General features: G+C 32.5%; 15 protein-coding genes. 2 read left to right on the top strand and 13 right to left on the bottom strand.

The features are described from left to right. Positions 1 to 205: 205 nt before the first annotated feature. Positions 206 to 1,306 carry a T9SS-dependent choice-of-anchor J family protein gene (locus RH82_RS13230; RefSeq protein WP_034061409.1) on the top strand — a complete coding sequence of 367 codons (1,101 nt, stop codon included), beginning with the start codon at positions 206 to 208 and terminating at the stop codon, positions 1,304 to 1,306. Positions 1,307 to 1,358: 52 nt separating this feature from the next. Here the strand turns inward: RH82_RS13230 and rlmN are convergent, their stop codons facing one another. The 13 genes from rlmN to RH82_RS13165 all read right to left on the bottom strand — a co-directional run bounded on the left by rlmN (position 1,359) and on the right by RH82_RS13165 (position 15,431). After that, positions 1,359 to 2,399, bottom strand: a complete 1,041-nt coding sequence (rlmN, locus tag RH82_RS13225) for a 23S rRNA (adenine(2503)-C(2))-methyltransferase RlmN (RefSeq protein WP_034061407.1) — start codon at positions 2,397 to 2,399, stop codon at positions 1,359 to 1,361. 288 nt (positions 2,400 to 2,687) lie between these two features. Beyond that, a complete protein-coding gene (queA, locus tag RH82_RS13220) occupies positions 2,688 to 3,737 on the bottom strand; it encodes a tRNA preQ1(34) S-adenosylmethionine ribosyltransferase-isomerase QueA (RefSeq protein ID WP_034061406.1) in 1,050 nt (349 codons plus the stop codon). 89 nt (positions 3,738 to 3,826) lie between these two features. Further along, positions 3,827 to 5,059: a 3-phosphoshikimate 1-carboxyvinyltransferase gene (gene aroA / locus RH82_RS13215; RefSeq protein WP_034061469.1), complete on the bottom strand. Its 1,233-nt coding sequence runs from the start codon at positions 5,057 to 5,059 to the stop codon at positions 3,827 to 3,829. A gap of 42 nt (positions 5,060 to 5,101) precedes the next feature. Then, positions 5,102 to 5,428, bottom strand: a complete 327-nt coding sequence (locus RH82_RS13210) for a nucleotide pyrophosphohydrolase (RefSeq protein ID WP_034061405.1) — start codon at positions 5,426 to 5,428, stop codon at positions 5,102 to 5,104. Continuing rightward, positions 5,418 to 5,936 carry a metal-dependent hydrolase gene (locus tag RH82_RS13205; RefSeq protein WP_034061404.1) on the bottom strand — a complete coding sequence of 173 codons (519 nt, stop codon included), beginning with the start codon at positions 5,934 to 5,936 and terminating at the stop codon, positions 5,418 to 5,420. The genes RH82_RS13210 and RH82_RS13205 overlap by 11 nt, the downstream gene beginning before the upstream one ends. A gap of 10 nt (positions 5,937 to 5,946) precedes the next feature. Next, on the bottom strand, positions 5,947 to 7,974 hold the full coding sequence (locus tag RH82_RS13200) for a transglutaminase-like domain-containing protein (protein WP_034061403.1): 2,028 nt from the start codon (positions 7,972 to 7,974) through the stop codon (positions 5,947 to 5,949). Between the two features lie 4 nt (positions 7,975 to 7,978). Next, positions 7,979 to 9,874: a DUF3857 domain-containing protein gene (locus RH82_RS13195; RefSeq protein ID WP_034061402.1), complete on the bottom strand. Its 1,896-nt coding sequence runs from the start codon at positions 9,872 to 9,874 to the stop codon at positions 7,979 to 7,981. 64 nt (positions 9,875 to 9,938) lie between these two features. Further along, entirely contained in the window at positions 9,939 to 10,391 is a 453-nt protein-coding gene (gene dtd, locus RH82_RS13190; RefSeq protein ID WP_034061401.1) for a D-aminoacyl-tRNA deacylase, read from the bottom strand. Between the two features lie 30 nt (positions 10,392 to 10,421). Continuing rightward, a complete protein-coding gene (gene rsgA, locus RH82_RS13185; RefSeq protein WP_034061400.1) occupies positions 10,422 to 11,372 on the bottom strand; it encodes a ribosome small subunit-dependent GTPase A in 951 nt (316 codons plus the stop codon). 80 nt (positions 11,373 to 11,452) lie between these two features. Continuing rightward, on the bottom strand, positions 11,453 to 12,535 hold the full coding sequence (locus tag RH82_RS13180; protein WP_034061399.1) for a bifunctional 3-deoxy-7-phosphoheptulonate synthase/chorismate mutase type II: 1,083 nt from the start codon (positions 12,533 to 12,535) through the stop codon (positions 11,453 to 11,455). Positions 12,536 to 12,613: 78 nt separating this feature from the next. After that, positions 12,614 to 13,468: a prephenate dehydrogenase gene (locus tag RH82_RS13175; protein WP_034061397.1), complete on the bottom strand. Its 855-nt coding sequence runs from the start codon at positions 13,466 to 13,468 to the stop codon at positions 12,614 to 12,616. Next, positions 13,465 to 14,607 carry a pyridoxal phosphate-dependent aminotransferase gene (locus RH82_RS13170; protein ID WP_206420435.1) on the bottom strand — a complete coding sequence of 381 codons (1,143 nt, stop codon included), beginning with the start codon at positions 14,605 to 14,607 and terminating at the stop codon, positions 13,465 to 13,467. Before RH82_RS13170 ends, RH82_RS13175 begins: the two co-directional genes overlap by 4 nt. Further along, on the bottom strand, positions 14,604 to 15,431 hold the full coding sequence (locus tag RH82_RS13165) for a prephenate dehydratase (protein WP_034061395.1): 828 nt from the start codon (positions 15,429 to 15,431) through the stop codon (positions 14,604 to 14,606). The genes RH82_RS13170 and RH82_RS13165 overlap by 4 nt, the downstream gene beginning before the upstream one ends. A 330-nt stretch (positions 15,432 to 15,761) precedes the next feature. Between RH82_RS13165 and gldA the strand changes: the two genes are divergently transcribed. Further along, positions 15,762 to 16,655: a gliding motility-associated ABC transporter ATP-binding subunit GldA gene (gene gldA / locus RH82_RS13160; protein WP_034061394.1), complete on the top strand. Its 894-nt coding sequence runs from the start codon at positions 15,762 to 15,764 to the stop codon at positions 16,653 to 16,655. Positions 16,656 to 17,203 lie beyond the last annotated feature (548 nt).

The raw sequence follows: 17,203 nt of genomic DNA, 5'->3' as shown, positions 1-17,203 counted from the left end.
ATACTAAGATTTATTGCTAGTTGTCAACTAGCAACAGCTATATTTTAACCTCGACTTCTACGTACATTTACAACAATGCGATTACGCTCTACTTCTTGAAAGTAATTATCTATAATTTTGATAACCTTACCCTTAAATACTTTAACATATAATGTTAGGTTAATTTCTTATCTTTGTACACAATTAATACTAAAATCTTATTACTATGAAAAAAATTACTTTATTATTATCTTTTTTACTTGTACTTCAAGTACAAGCTCAATTAACCGAAGACTTTGAAGGAAGTATTACTATACCAACTGGTTGGACATCATTCATTGGAACTAATGGAGAAGGTGCTGTTCAAAATTGGCAAGTTAATGACGGGACTACAAATAATTTAGCTTTTGTTACTTGGGAAGCTGTAACAACTTCAGCAGAAGACTGGTTAGTTTCGCCACAATTTACTGTAAGTGCAACGAATTTCATTTTATCATTTGATCAATCTGATAGTTTTGCTGCAGATTACGGCAGTACTTACACTATTAGAGTTTCTACTGCATCACAAACAACTCACGCAGATTTCACTACTGTGGACACTCAAACAGAAACCGATGTTTGGTCTGGAGGACCTTTATCTCAACATACAGTAGATTTAACAGCTTATATTGGACAACCTATTTATGTAGCCTTTGTATTAGAACAAAATAACGGAGACCGTTGGATTCTTGATAATATTGATATGATCGCGAATGCTAGTGCGCCTGATCCTGTTTCAACTCCTACTCCAGCAGATATGGCAATAGATGTACCTCTTGATGCTGCCAACACTAATGCTGTAGCACTTGCATGGGTAGCAGCAGCAACTGGAGATGCAGCAACAGCATATGATATTTATTTTGGAGACTCAGCTACTACATTAACTTTGTTAGGTTCATTAGGTTCTACTTCTGTTAATATTACTGGTAATACATACGATACTGAGTATTTTTGGCAAGTAGTAGCAAAAAACGTTGGTGGTTTAGCTGTAAACTCTCCAGTTTGGAGTTTTAGAACAGAAATGGATCCTTCTTTAAGCGTAACTGAGTTTGAAAATTCTTCTTTCTCTGTTTTTCCAAATCCTGTAATAAATGAGTTGACAATAAAAACAGAATTAGAAATAGAAAATGTTAAAGTTTACAATCAATTAGGACAAGAAGTTCTTAATTTTAAGAAAAACTCAATAACAAATAACACTATAAATATTGGTGATTTAAATAGTGGTATTTATATAATAAATATTACTTCAGACAATAAAACTGAAACAATAAAGATTATTAAGAAGTAATCTAAAATTTCTTTTAGAAAAAAATGCCTTACTTAATTGTAAGGCATTTTTTTTATGCTTTATTTGCTAACTGCCCACATGCAGCATCAATATCTTTACCTCTACTTCTACGCACATTTACAACAATGCGATTGCGTTCTAATTCTTGAATGTAATTATCTATCGCAGCACTTGAGGCTTGCTGAAACTGCCCATCGTCGATAGGATTGTATTCTATAATATTAACCTTACAGGGCACATATTTACAGAACTTAACTAAGGCATCAATATCTTCAGTTCTATCGTTAATACCATCCCAAACAATGTATTCGTAGGTTATTTTACGTTCTGTTTTCTCGTACCAGTATTCTAATGCTTCTTTTAAGTCTTTAAGCGGAAAGGTTTCGTTAAAAGGCATAATCTGTGTTCTTACCTCATCTATTGCAGAATGCAGCGATACAGCAAGATTAAACTTGACTTGATCGTCTGCCATTTTTTTAATAATCTTTGGCACACCAGACGTTGAGACCACAATGCGTTTTGGAGACATCCCTAAGCCTTCTGGAGAGGTAATTTTCTCTATGGATTTAATAACGTTATTATAATTCATGAGTGGTTCTCCCATACCCATAAACACAATATTACTTAACGGTCTATTAAAATACAATTTGCTTTCTCTATCTATAGCAATAACTTGATCATAAATCTCATCTGGATTTAGATTCCGCATGCGTTTTAAACGCGAAGTTGCACAGAATTTACAATCTAAACTACAACCAACTTGACTAGAAACACAAGCTGTAGTGCGCGTTTCTGTTGGAATAAGTACAGATTCCACAATTAACCCATCGTGTAACTTAACAGCGTTTTTAACTGTACCATCACTACTACGTTGCATGGTATCAACTTCAATATGATTGATAACAAAGCTATCTTCCATCATTTGGCGCGTTTCTAGAGATATATTAGTCATATCCTCAAAAGTATGAGCGCCTTTACTCCACAACCATTCGTACACTTGGTTTCCTCGAAAGGCTTTGTCTCCTTCTTTTACAAAGAAATCTCTAAGCTGTTCTTTGGTTAATGCGCGTATGTCTTTTTTCTTTATTTCCATATTGTAATGCAAAGGTAATTAAATATTGTTGTTTGCTTGTACTTTTGTAAAACGCAAAACTTAACAGATAAGTCTGCGTTAGGGATGGAGGCATTTGTTGAAGCTCCTCGCAGAGAGCGACTGCCGAAAGCCCGACTTACTTTTGCCTATAAGAGCAAAAGTGAGTAACGCCCAAATAAAATTAGCAAAAAAAAAGCCTTGTCTAAAGTGACAAGGCTAAATTGTGTATTGAAAATCGTGATAATAATTTCCTGAGGTACTGAAACAAGTTCAGCAAATATTTCAGGATTAAATAATTAACATCGCATCTCCATAACTATAGAATTTATATTTTTCTTTAACGGCTTCGTCATACGCACGTTTAACAAAATCGTGTCCTGCAAATGCAGAGGTCATCATCATTAATGTAGATTTTGGCGTATGAAAATTAGTAATCATTGCGTTAGCAATACTAAAGTCGTAAGGAGGAAAAATAAACTTATTTGTCCAACCGTCAATTTCATTTAAGGTATGATTAGAAGATACAGCACTTTCTACAGCTCGCATTGCAGTTGTACCTACAGCACAAATACGACGTCGCTTTTTTAACGCTTTGTTTATTCTCTCTACCGTTTCTGGACCTATAGTTACTTCTTCGCTATCCATTTTATGCTTAGATAAATCTTCTACTTCTACAGAATTAAAAGTACCTAAACCAACATGTAAAGTGACCTCAGCAAAATCGATACCTTTTATTTCTAAACGCTTTAATAAATGCTTAGAAAAATGCATTCCTGCGGTTGGAGCTGCAACAGCACCCTCCTTTTTTGCGAAAATGGTTTGGTAACGGTGTTCGTCTTCTGGTTCTACATCTCGTTTGATGTATTTAGGCAAAGGTGTTTCGCCTAACGAGGTTAATTTCTTACGGAATTCTGTATAAGACCCGTCGTAAAGAAAACGTAATGTTCTTCCTCTTGATGTTGTATTATCTATTACTTCGGCAACTAATGTTTCGTCATCACCAAAATATAATTTATTTCCTATTCTTATTTTACGTGCTGGATCTACTAATACATCCCAAAGGCGTTGCTCTTCGTTTAACTCACGTAATAAAAAAACTTCAATTCTGGCTCCAGTTTTCTCTTTGTTTCCAAATAAACGTGCTGGAAAAACTTTTGTATTATTAAGAATCATGACATCATCTTCATCAAAATAATCAATAATATCTTTAAACTGCTTGTGCTCTATGGTTTGCTCTTTGCGGTTTAAAACCATTAAACGAGATTCGTCTCTGTTTTCTGCTGGATATTCTGCCAATAACTCCTCGGGTAACTCGAAGTTAAAGTGTGATAGTTTCATTTTCACGTCGATAAAAATTTAAGGTTAGAAAGTGGCAAATATACAATCTCAACATAGGCGTTGTCAAGTAAATGAGTGATTATTATTTTTTATTTAGCATTAAATTTAAAACCAAGTTGTTTTAAATCGTCCCAATAGGTTGGATACGATTTTGAAACCACCATATAATCTTCAATTTCAATAGGTACTTTTAAAGCTAAAGGCGCAAAAGCCATTGCCATTCTATGATCACTATATGTGGCTATAACACCATTTTCTTTAATTTTATTTGACGCTTTAACATGAAGGCTTTCGTTAGTGATTTTAACTGCTCCACCTAATTTTTCGATTTCAGTTTTTAGAGCTTCTAATCGATCTGTTTCTTTTATTTTAAGCGTGTGTAATCCTGTTAAATTAGACTCTAGACCTAAAGCAAAAGCTGTTACCGAGATTGTTTGCGCTATATCTGGTGCATTTTCTAAATTGAAATCTATTGAATTTAGAGCATCTACTTTAGCTATTTTTTCAATACGCACAGTATTTTCATGAAAAGTGGTTGCAACACCAAAGCTTTTATAAATTTCTGCTAATGCAGAATCGCCTTGTAAACTGTCTTTTTTATAAGATGAAATTATAATTGAAGTTCCAACTGGTGCTAAAGCCGCAATACTATAAAAATAAGAAGCCGAAGACCAGTCTGACTCTACTGTTAATGTTCTAGATTTTACTTTTTCTTGTTGCGGCCTTACTGTGATCACATGATCTATAAACTGCGTTTCTATATCTAATTGACTTAATAAACTCAAAGTCATATTTATATAAGGCACAGAAGTTATCTTACCTTTTAAGGTGAGTTCTAATCCGTTTTCTAATTTTGAAGCTATTAGTAATAATGCCGAAATATATTGACTACTGACATTAGCGTCTAGAGATACTTTATTTTTTGTAAGTTGTTTCCCTTTTATTAAAAGTGGCGGAAAGCCTTCATTTTCTTGATATGAAATGTCTGCTCCTAGTTGATTTAATGCATCGACCAAAATTTTAATTGGTCTTTCTTTCATGCGTTTAGAGCCCGTAATTAGTGTTTCTCGGTTATTTTGAACAGCAAAATAAGCCGTTAGAAAACGCATAGCAGTTCCTGCATGATGAATATCTATTACTTGCCCTGTCGCGGCCAAAGCTTTTGTCATTAATTGAGAATCGTCACTATTAGAAACATTCTCAATATTAATTTCTGGATACAAGGCTTGCAGTAGTAACAATCTATTAGTCTCACTTTTTGAGCCTGTTATTTGTATTGAAGTCGTTTTATTAATTGATGATTTTTGGAGTTTTATATTCATAGAAAAAAGTAAATTCATACTTAAGCAGAAATAACAAAGCTGTTATTTCAGCTTTTCGTTATTATGATGGCGATCGTGGTCGCGTTTGGTTTTTAGATCTAATTTTTTATCGAAAGCATCTTGTAAATTTATTCCTGTTTGGTTTGCTAAACATAAAACCACAAACATAACATCTGCTAATTCTTCGCCTAAATCTTTGTTTTTATCGCTTTCTTTCTCGCTTTGCTCTCCATAACGTCTCGCGATAATTCTGGCTACCTCGCCTACTTCTTCAGTAAGCTGGGCCATATTGGTAAGCTCATTAAAATAACGAACACCATGGTTTTTAATCCAGGTATCGACTTCTTGCTGTGCGTTTTTAATGTTCATTGGTCTTTCTTTTAAAATGTAAAAATAATAAAACTATTAGGCATGGAATACCAATATATTTTAATTCGCTCAAAATCACTTCCATTCCCCAACTTGAAAAGAATTTACTTATTCCAATAGGTGACACTTTTATTACTTTCCAGGGAAAGAAAAAGCGATCATTATTAAACGGAATTAAAAAACCAACGCCTTTTCCTCCTGTTGTTAAAGCATCTAGAATACCATGCGATATTGTAGACAGAAAAAGGACAATAAAAAACAGCTTACGCTTCGTTTTTGTAAATATAAAAGCTAAGATCGCAGCCCAAATAACAGCAAACACAATGGAATGTGTAAATCCACGATGCCCAAAAGGATGCGAATAAGGTATTTTACCAAATGTAACAACATCTAAATCTGGAAATATTGCAGAGCCAATTGCTAAGAATAGTAGTAATTTACTTGTCTTTGCACTAGCGATTTTAGTTAATGTAAAACCAACTAATCCATGACCAAAGAGTGATGCCATATTTTTTTTATTACACTTTTTTAAGCACTATTTTTTCTGCTTTTTTCTCTGAAGATAATTGTACGAATTTTTTAAATTCCGGATATCCTTTTGGGAGTATTAAAGTGTTTTTAAGGTTTGAACTAATAACTAACTGAATAGATTTTCCGTTAGGGACAATAACATAAGAAAACTCACCTTCGGTTGTATTGAGTACAAACTTTGCGTTTCCCGGTAGTGATTCTACTTCGTATCCTTCTGGTAAATTAATACTTATTCTATATTTAGCGTTTTGAGGATATATTAAATCTATGGGATAAACACGAGTGTCTTGCACAAATGCATTCGTATTATTACCAAAAAATAACAGTGGAGAGAAGTAAAGCTTTCCTCCTATTTCGTCTACAGCATTATCTAGTTTAAAATCGTAAGATATAAGAATTGGTTTACTTAAGTCTGTTTTATTTTTTATGTCTAGATTTTCAATGACTATGTATCCTTTTTCTTTTTCTAATTCCGCAATAATACTCTCTGGTTTTACTTTAGCATAGTCCTCTCTAAAATCTAGGGCTAAGTAGTTAGTTAGTTTTTCTCTTAATTTTCCATCAATAGATAAATCCTCTTGAATATTAATATTCATTTGATAGATCTTATCTGAAACTGTTTCTGGTTTTAAACTTATCCAATCTGAAAAACCTCTATCGTCGATTACTCTTCCTTGCCAGTTTATGGCTCTTTCTGGAAGAATATTTGCGGTACTGTAGTTGCTTGTCCCATCTAAAAGCACATAACCCTCTTCTAATTTAACACGACAGATTACATAATTAAAACCATCTAAAGTAGGGGCGAGTGGAATACCATTAGCTCTTGTACTTAACAATACAGGATTTGCAGCTATTCCAGCATAACGCAACATTGCTACAAGCATTAGGTTAATGTCTCCTACGTTTCCTGAGCCTTCTTTATACACTTTCCTTAAATTCTCATTGGACTTATAACCAGTAAAACCATTCCATTTTACTTTCTTTTTTACGAGGCTATATATTTTTGCTATTATTTCTTTTTCAGCGTTAGAATTACTTACAATAACATCTACATCATCTTTAAAATAGCCTTCTTTGGAAAGCTGAGCACCAAAATCTGAGCTATTATAAATTGTTTTAGAGACATCTTCCCATGTTTTAGAAAAATATCTTGTGTTACCATCTGAATTTTTATAAGCAACATATTCCATTAATAATTTTGAACGGTAATTATTAATATTATCGACAAACATTTCTCGTTTTAATGCAGGAATATTAGAACCAATTATTTCAATTTTATTTTGTGTAAACTTTAATTGAGGATTTTTACTATTTGTACCCGTTTGATAACCCGAACCATTAGTTAGGGTCACTTGACTTTTAGTAAGTACTTCTGTTCTATTCATAGAGCTCTCAACAATTTCTGGGTGGTAAGCCGCTTTAGGGTTTATCGTTTTATTAAAAATAAAATATTCTGGCACAAAGATCTCGACTTTAGATTTTTTAATTGGAATATCATATTGCAAATTCACGTCATCTATAGACATAAATGGCGATTCTATTCTATACGTATATTCAATTATTGAGCCTTCTTTTAAATTTGGCATCGTGAATTTGTGTGACTTCCAAAATTGATTTATTTTTTCTTCAAAAATTCCGTCTTTCTTTAATTTTACGTCTTTAACTTTCCCACTTTCAAGACTGTACGTATATGCTTTTAGACCTTCAATCTGTTCCTCTTTTTCAGAACTCTCATCATACAGTTTATTTTTAATGGTCGCAAATCTATAGCCTTCAGGATTATAAATCTTTATACGTTCAAAAACTTCAACAAATTGATTAAAACCTTCTCCTTGTCTGTATGGGTAATGAACCTTTAATTCCCGATACAACACCGCTGCATCAACAGTAGAATCATTTCTATAAATGGTCTCCTTAAGCTCCTCTTTACTTACTTTACCAAATCTATAATCTTGAGCTGACACTACACTTATGGTTAATAGAAATACTATTACTGCTGTGTTTTTAAAATTCATTCTTTTACTTTTTTAATGCTATTTTAGATTTATCATTTTTGACAATATCGCTATAGAACTTTCTAAAATCTTGATAATCTTCTTTGCTATATTTGCCTTTATTGAATGTCAGTTTTCGCGTATATTTAAATTTTTTATCGCTTATTTTTTCAATTTTCGCACTGTACTCGCCAAACTTATTACTTATTGCTATTGGATCGAATACCGCTTCTATTGATAGTGTTTCGCTAAGATTAAAAACATATTCATCTACATCTACATACCCTCTATCGACTTCAAAAGGCAGGGTTCTATTTTTATATCTTGGTGGTATATAAGTGTTTTTATTAAAAGCGTTTGGTATTAATAGTATTCTATTTCCCGCTCTTGAGCCATATTTAGTGGCTTTTACTTCTAAATTCTCAGTCAAAACGATATTTTCTTTATCGTTATTAATAGTCATGGATAAAATTTCGAGATTATTAATATTATCGAATCTATTTTTATAATAAAGGATTCTATCTTTTTCTTCTTTTGTTTCTAACTGCGAATATCTATCATACTGAGTCCCTTGAGACGTGACATCAAGTGATGCATTTAACGTTCCAAGTACATCTAATGTTATAGTCGCTTTAGTATTTTGGGTGTTGCTTTGTGTATTATATATTGTAGTATGAATAATTTTACCGCCTTCTGGAGTAATTATTAAAGCATCTCTATCATCTGTAAAATTTGCGATATAACCAAATGGATTTGTTTGACTTGTACATTCTAAAAACACATAATCGTCTTGGTATGGCATTGCTAAAATAGCATGATTTCCTTGCTGAGAAGAGAAATTCTTGTCTATATTTTGGATATTACTATTACCATAAATTAAGGTATAATAAGACGCTATACCAACGGCCTTAAGTAATGCTTTTGTGTAATTAGATAAAGCTTTACAATCGCCATAACTTAATCTATCGACATCGCTAGCCAACATTGGTTTCCAGCCTCCAATACCAACCTGAACACTTATATAGCGCGTTTTGTCTTGCATGTATTTATAAACAATTTTAGCTTTTTCTATGTTAGAATTTGCTGCTTGCGTTAGGTTTTTAACTTCGTTTATTACACTTTCTGGTAATGCTTCTGTGCCTTTATTTAAATCTGTATCGACCCACTTTCCAAAAGACTGCCATCCAGAATTAGTCCCTTTAACACCTTTCATATCAAATTCTTGCAAGGCTAGTTTTAAGCGTGGTGCAAAAGAATAAAAATTTGGCGCATAAGCTTCTTTTTTAATCGCTTTGATTGTGTTCGCCTCAAAATGGAAATCGGATAATTCAGTTATATTATAATTTTCAAAATGTGATGCCTTTTTTTCTAGCACAATACTTGAATTATTCACAACTTTAAAACTAGAAAATTCTGTACTTACATAATAGTTTTCTAAAGGAGCCCATCTTGGCATAAATGAAGTTGTAGACGTCACATATTCGCTAGTAAACTCAACTGTGTAGGGATAGCTAGATGGTGTGTAACTTAAGTATTTCTGTCTATTATCTGAAAACAATGTACTTCCAGATACGTCACTAACATCTTTAAAATCTCTTTCTTTAACTTTTTTAATTTCTGTTCCAAATGCATCGTAAATAACAGCATTCATTTCCTTAATGTTGACAGTATCGTCATAACCCAAATAGGCACCAATATTTCGAATTCCGTATTCATTTAAAACGGTAACAATGCGATGCTCTTTTATAATCATCTTATTATAGGCCTTAATTTCAATCTCTAAAGACTTAAACCTAATCACTGCATTAGCATTATTCTTTAGTTCTGGACTTATTGTTAAAGCATCAGTTTTGCTTGATTGCGATGCACAAATAAGCGCAAAAAACATAAACATTATGCTCAACGAAATATTTTTAAACATTGATTTATTTTAGATTAGAAATATACTAACAATTAATACTTTGAAGAATAAATATAAAAAAAAATTATACTTTATTTTTAGAATCTATAATAATTGTTACAGGACCATCATTGAGTAATTCTACTTTCATATTTGCAGCAAAAACACCTGTTTGAATAGGCTTGTTTACTATAGATTCTAATGTTGAATTAAAAGCTTCGTATAATGGAATGGCAACTTCTGGACGCGCTGCTTTTGTATAACTTGGTCTGTTACCTTTTTTTGTACTGGCTTGAAGCGTAAATTGACTTACAACAATAGCTTCTCCATTGGTATCTAATAAAGATTTATTCATTACACCGTCTGTATCTTCAAAGATGCGTAGGTTTGCAACTTTATTGGTTAGCCAAATGATGTCTTCTTGAGTATCTTCTGAAACGATTCCTAATAGGACTAAAAGTCCGTTTTCTATAGAAGCTACACTGTTGCCTTCAATTGTAACGCTTGCTTTTGAAACCCTTTGAATAACTACTTTCATGTTTGCATTCTGTGAAAACGGTATTATTTTTTAATCTTTATCCCAAATATCGGTTCTGTAATGCTGATCGTCTCCTTCTATTATTTGGACATAACTTCGGTAACGTGAAGCAGCAATTTCATCTTTCTCTAATGCTTCTTTAACGGCGCATTTAGGTTCTTCTATATGCATGCAGTTGTTAAATTTACAATCCTGACTCAACTTAAAAAATTCTGGAAAATAATCACTTATTTCTTCCTTTTCCATATCTACAACTCCAAAACCTTTAATTCCAGGTGTATCTATTATTTTTGCATCGAAACTTAAATCAAACATTTCTGCAAATGTTGTAGTATGTTGCCCTTGTGAATGCTGTGTGGAAATAGTCTTTGTTTTCAAGTCTAAACTTGGCTCGATAGTGTTTACTAAAGTAGATTTACCCACTCCTGAGTGACCTGTAAACACACTCACTTTGCCTTCCATCAACGTTTTAATTTTATCTATATTCTCTCCTGTTTTAGCTGAAACACTAACACATTCATAACCAATATTCGTATAGATATGTTCTAAGTATTTAACTTCAAGAATAGTATCTTCGTTATACGTATCTATTTTATTAAAAACCAATACCGTTTTAATAGAATACGCCTCTGCCGTTACTAGAAAACGATCTATAAAACTTGTAAATGTTGGCGGATTATCTATCGTTATTAACAAAAAAACCTGATCGATATTTGATGCTATAATATGTGTTTGCTTGGACAGGTTAACAGACTTTCTAACAATATAATTTTCACGATCATGAATCTTATCAATAACACCTGTTTCCTGATCACTTTTGGTATCCAATTCGAAATCCACGTAATCACCTACTGCAATAGGATTAGTGCTTTTAATGCCTTGTAAACGAAATTTACCTTTTATGCGGCATTCGTACGTGATACCAAGTTTTGTTTTAACTGTGTACCAACTTCCTGTAGATTTATATACTAGTCCTGTCATTAATACAAAGATGCCATTATTAATTAATATTTAAAAATGATTAACTAATAATGGCATTAAAAATAATTTATAGAAATATTCTACCCGTTTATTACCTTCTCTTGATGATTAATAGATTCTTGGTGTACTGCTTTAAAAAGCTTTAAAATAAATTCTTCGCTTAAGCCTTTTTCATCGCCTTGTAATACCATTTTACCTAGAATCTCATTCCAACGTTTGCTTTGTAAAACAGCAACATTCTTTTGTTTTTTTAATACACCAATGCCATCTGCAACCTGCATACGTTTACCCATTAAATCTATTAGTTGATTATCTACAACATCTATCTGCGCTCTTAAATTAGCTAGATCTTTATTGTATTCTGCTTCAGGATCGCTCACTTTTCTAATTTTCAAATCCTGCATCATATTCACCAATGTTTCAGGCGTAACCTGCTGTGCAGCATCACTCCATGCATTATCTGGATCTGTATGTGTTTCAATCATTAAACCATCAAAATTAAGATCTAAAGCTGTTTGAGAGACATCAAAAACCATATCACGTTTTCCTGTAATATGAGATGGATCGTTAATTAATGGCAAATCTGGAAATTTATTTTGAAATTCGATAGCAATTTGCCATTCTGGAATGTTTCTATATTTGGTTTTTTCGTAAGTAGAAAAACCCCTATGGATTGCTCCTAAATTTTTAATTCCTGCAGAGTATAATCTTTCAATACCACCTAACCATAAGGCTAAATCTGGATTTACTGGATTTTTTACTAAAACAATTTTATCTGTTCCAGCTAGAGCGTCTGCCAATTCTTGCATTATAAATGGACTCACAGTCGAGCGTGCTCCAATCCAAAGTAAATCGACATCATTTTCAATCGCCAACTTTACATGCGCTGCATTGGCAACTTCTGTACAGGTTTTCATTCCCGTTTCTTCCTTTACTTTTTTAAGCCAATTTAAACCCAAAGCTCCAACACCTTCAAACATTCCTGGACGTGTACGTGGTTTCCATATACCCGCTCTAAAATAGCTAACGTCAGTATCTTTAAGCTCGTGAGCGATTTTTAAAACTTGCTCTTCCGTCTCTGCACTACATGGTCCCGCGATTACTAATGGATGGTCTAATTTCATAGCATCCAACCAGTTTCTCATTTCTTTTTTATTTTCCATAATTCTAAAATTCCAACTAAAAAATTCTAAATTCCAAAAGCCCTAAAGTTATTGCTATTTAGTTTTTAAGTTTTGTTATTACTGTATTCCGTTTAATATCTGTTTTATATAATTGGTGTCTTTCATTTCATTAAAAACACCTTCAAAATCATCGTTCTCCATCATGTTTTTAAACTGTGTTAAATTCGTGATGTAATCTTCCAAAGTCTCAACAACATTATCTTTATTCTGTTTAAAAATTGGTGTCCACATCGCAGGTGAACTTTTTGCCAATCGTACTGTGCTTTCGAAACCAGAACCTGCCATATCGAAAATATCGCGTTCGTTTTTTTCTTTTTCTATAACCGTTTTACCCAACATAAAAGCGCTAATATGCGATAAATGAGACACATAAGCAATATGTTTGTCGTGCGCTTCCGGATTCATGTAACGCATTCTCATGCCTATTTCTGAAAATAAACCCAATGCTTTTTCTTGAAGTTTGAAAGCTGTTTTTTCAACTTCGCAAACAATATTTGTTTTATGCTGAAATAAATCAAAAATGGCTGCTTTAGGTCCAGAAAATTCTGTTCCGGCAATGGGATGCATAGCTAAGAAATTTCTTCGTTTTGAATGAGTTTCTACCACATTACAAATAGCTTGTTTGGTAGAACCAACATCTACAACCAATCCAAAATCTGAAACTTTATCCAATACTTTTGGCAATAATGCCACAGCAGAATCTACAGGAATAGATAATATTACCAAATCTGCTTTGTCTAAATCGCCCAAGGTTGCTTTTGCATCGATAACATTTAATTCTAAAGCTTCTGCTAGGTGCTGTGCACTATTATCTATACCATAAACAGTAGCATGCGGTCGCTTTTTCTTTATATCTAAAGCTAAACTCCCTCCTATTAAACCTACGCCTATTATGTAAATATTATTTATCATACTCTTGCAATTGCTTCTTGTATTTCATCGGTTGTTGCACATAATGAAAAACGGACATAACCTTCACCTTGACTACCAAAAACAGTCCCTGGTGTTATAAAAATATTATTCTCTATTAATAATTTATCTATAAATTCTTCAGATTTAAAAAACGGAGGTAACTTTGCCCAAACAAATAATCCGCTTGCATTTTCATCGAAAGAACAATTTAATTTAGCAGCTAATTCCCAAACTAGTTTACGTCTTCGCTCATAAATACTATTCAAACTTACAAACCACATTTCTGAAGAATTTAATGCTTCAATAGCTCCTTTTTGAATGCCATAAAACATACCAGAATCCATGTTACTTTTCACTTTTAAAACCGCATTTAGCAACTCTTGATTACCTAGTAACATTCCAACTCTCCAGCCCGCCATATTAAATGTTTTGCTTAGTGAGTTTAATTCTAAACACACTTCTTTTGAACCTTTAACACTTAAAATACTTAGCGGCTCTTTATTTAAAATAAAACTATACGGATTATCATTTATCACTAAAATATTATGCTTTTTAGCAAAAGCTATTACTGTTTTAAACATTGCTTTAGTCGCTTTGGCTCCAGTTGGCATGTGTGGATAATTTAACCACATAATCTTCACTTTAGATAAATCTTGTTTTTCAAGTTCTTCAAAATTAGGACACCAGTTATTAGCTTCAGCTAAATTGTAAAATATAGGCTCAGCCTGTAATAATTTAGTAACAGAAGTATATGTTGGATACCCTGGATTTGGAATTAAAACCGCATCGCCTTCGTTTAAAAAAGCCATAGAAATATGCATGATACCCTCCTTGCTTCCCATAAGCGGCAACACTTCGTTTGCTGCATTAATATTCACTTGAAAATGCGTTTTATAAAAACCTGCGATTGCTTCACGTAGTTCTGGCAAACCTTGATAGCTTTGGTATTTATGAGCATTACCTGATGTAAGGCTATCTGTAATTGCAGAAATTACTTTTCCAGGTGGTTGTAAATCTGGGCTTCCAATACCTAAATTAATAATAGGCTTGCCTTGAGATTTAAGGACATTAACTTCCTTTAACTTCTTAGAAAAGTAGTACTCTTCAACGCTATGTAATCTTTTTGCGACTTCCATTATTTTTTTGCGTTTTTATATTCTCCTAAAACCTTAAAATGTGTTGCCATAATTTCTATTATTGCCTTTGCCTTTTCATAATCTTTATAATCATGGAAAGTAACATCAACAAAAAAGGCATAAAGCCAAGGTGTTTTAATTATAGGCAAGGATTGTATTTTGGTTAAATTAAGCTTACAATCACTCATAACATTAAGGATTGCTGCTAAGCTTCCGCGCTTGTGATCAAGCTCAAATTTAATTGAAGCTTTGCTTATTTCAGTTTTATTAATTTCAGAATTATTTTGCTTCACAATAGCAAAACGTGTTTCGTTGTGTTTAATGGTCTGTATGCTTTCCTCCAAAATATTAAGCTCGAAAATTAAAGCTGCCAATTGGCTCGCTATTGCAGCAACACCTTTAAGTTTTTGATCTTGAATTCGCTTTGCAACATCTGCTGTATCTTTATCTTCAATTAATTTTATATGTGGATAATTTTTAAAATATGCTTTGCATTGCAATAATGCCATTGGGTGCGAATACACTTCTTTAATATCTTGAATATTTTGATTTGGTAATGCCATTAAATTATGCTGGATATCTAAATAATGTTCTCCAACAATATGAAGATTATTTGCATCTATCAAAGCATAGTTTGGTATAATTGAACCTGCAATAGAGTTTTCTAAAGCCATAATTGCTGCTTCTGTTTTTCCAGAGAGTAAAACATCTACAGTATCATCGAAAGACAGACACTCGTTTACAGCAGTATGCTCACCAAAGTAGTCTTGCGACACGATGTGGTGAAACGATCCTTTTATTCCTTGTATGGCTACTGTTTTAATCAAATTATATTTCTTTTTAAATGGGATTCAACTTTTGTTGATATTATTCAATAAAAAAAGTCCCGATAAATATTATCGAGACTTAGTTTTAAATATATGTATGTTACAATTACATATACGCAGTCTCGTTCTTTTTGCTAAAAAAGAAATAGAACCAGCTATAATATGTAATTTGAAATGTTTTCATAATAATTATGATGCTAAATTAAATAAATAATTCACAAATCAAAATACTAAAGCATGTATTTTAGGGTTTTAGCATAAGATTTAAAGATTTCTATACAAAGTCTTGTTTAAATTACAGAATGTTTATTTTTGAAGAAAGATTATAAGATGTCAATAAAGGTTGAAAATATAACAAAGATTTATGGCGAGCAAAAAGCACTTAACAATGTGTCTTTTGAGATAAAGAAGCCAGAGATTGTAGGATTTCTTGGTCCAAATGGTGCTGGAAAATCTACAATGATGAAAATATTAACCACTTTTATTAATCCAACTGAAGGTAAAGCATCAGTAAACGGACATCCAATTCTAACCCATGCTAAACAAGTACAACAAAGTGTTGGCTACTTACCCGAACACAATCCATTATATTTAGAGCAGTACGTTCGTGAATATTTAGGGTTTAATGCTGATGTTTACAACGTAAGCAAAAACAGAATCGAGGAGGTAATCTCACTTACTGGTTTAGCATCTGAAGCTCATAAAAAAATAAGTCAACTGTCTAAAGGTTACAGACAACGTGTTGGCTTAGCAAATGCTTTATTGCACAATCCAGATGTTCTCATTCTCGACGAGCCTACTACTGGATTAGACCCAAATCAATTAGTAGAAATTAGAAATCTTATTAAATCTATTGGTAAAGAAAAAACCGTTTTTCTTTCTACACACATAATGCAAGAGGTTGAAGCCATGTGTGATCGCGTGATTATTATTAATAAAGGTGAAATTGTTGCTAATAAAAAGCTAAGCGAGCTTCGCGATGGCCAAGAGCAAACAGTTATTGTTGAATTTGATTATCGAGTTGAAGATGCATTTCTACTAAAATTACCCAATGCGAAAAGTGTTAAGAACACACACGATTTTATTTACGAAATAATATTTTCTACAAAAGAAGACATGCGTTCTCATGTTTTTGATTTTGCTCATGATAGTGACCTAAAAATTCTTCAGCTCAATCAAAAGAATGCTAGTTTGGAAAGTATGTTTAGGGCATTGACTACCTAAATTTATTTATTACTAGAGTTACTGTAACATGATGTGTTTTTAGCAAATAAGAAGTCTTTTTGATCGTGTAAGAAAAGTAACTATACGGGATAACGACAATAAAACTTACTTTATAACGAGTTAGCTACAACCTAAAAAATGAAATACGCAAAACTGATTTCTATATTTATTATAATTATGACTTTACCAGGATGTTCAGTTAAGGAATATTATTTTCCAATGTCTGAATTAACTAATGGAAAAGTTTATAAATATGAATGCAAATTAGAACCAACTAAAACCCAATATTGAAAACTAACTTCCGACTTAAAGAATCAAATTCTAACCACAGAAGCGTTTGAAAGTGACTTCAGACAATATGAGTTGTTTAAAGAAAAGGTTACTCACAAAGGAACAGAAGTAATCGAATTCACAAGTTATCTCAAAAACCAAAAAGGTCTTTTACTTCTTGTTTATAACATTCCCCAAGATATTGATGTTTTCAAATAGAAAACTAAAGAACCTTATAAATATTCCACAGAAACTGATTATGATGGAACATATAAAAC

The organism is Lacinutrix jangbogonensis (assembly GCF_000797445.1).
Classification (GTDB): Bacteria; Bacteroidota; Bacteroidia; order Flavobacteriales; family Flavobacteriaceae; genus Lacinutrix; species Lacinutrix jangbogonensis.
Note: the sequence above shows the minus strand (reverse complement) of the source record. Positions and strands in the feature narration are given on the sequence as shown.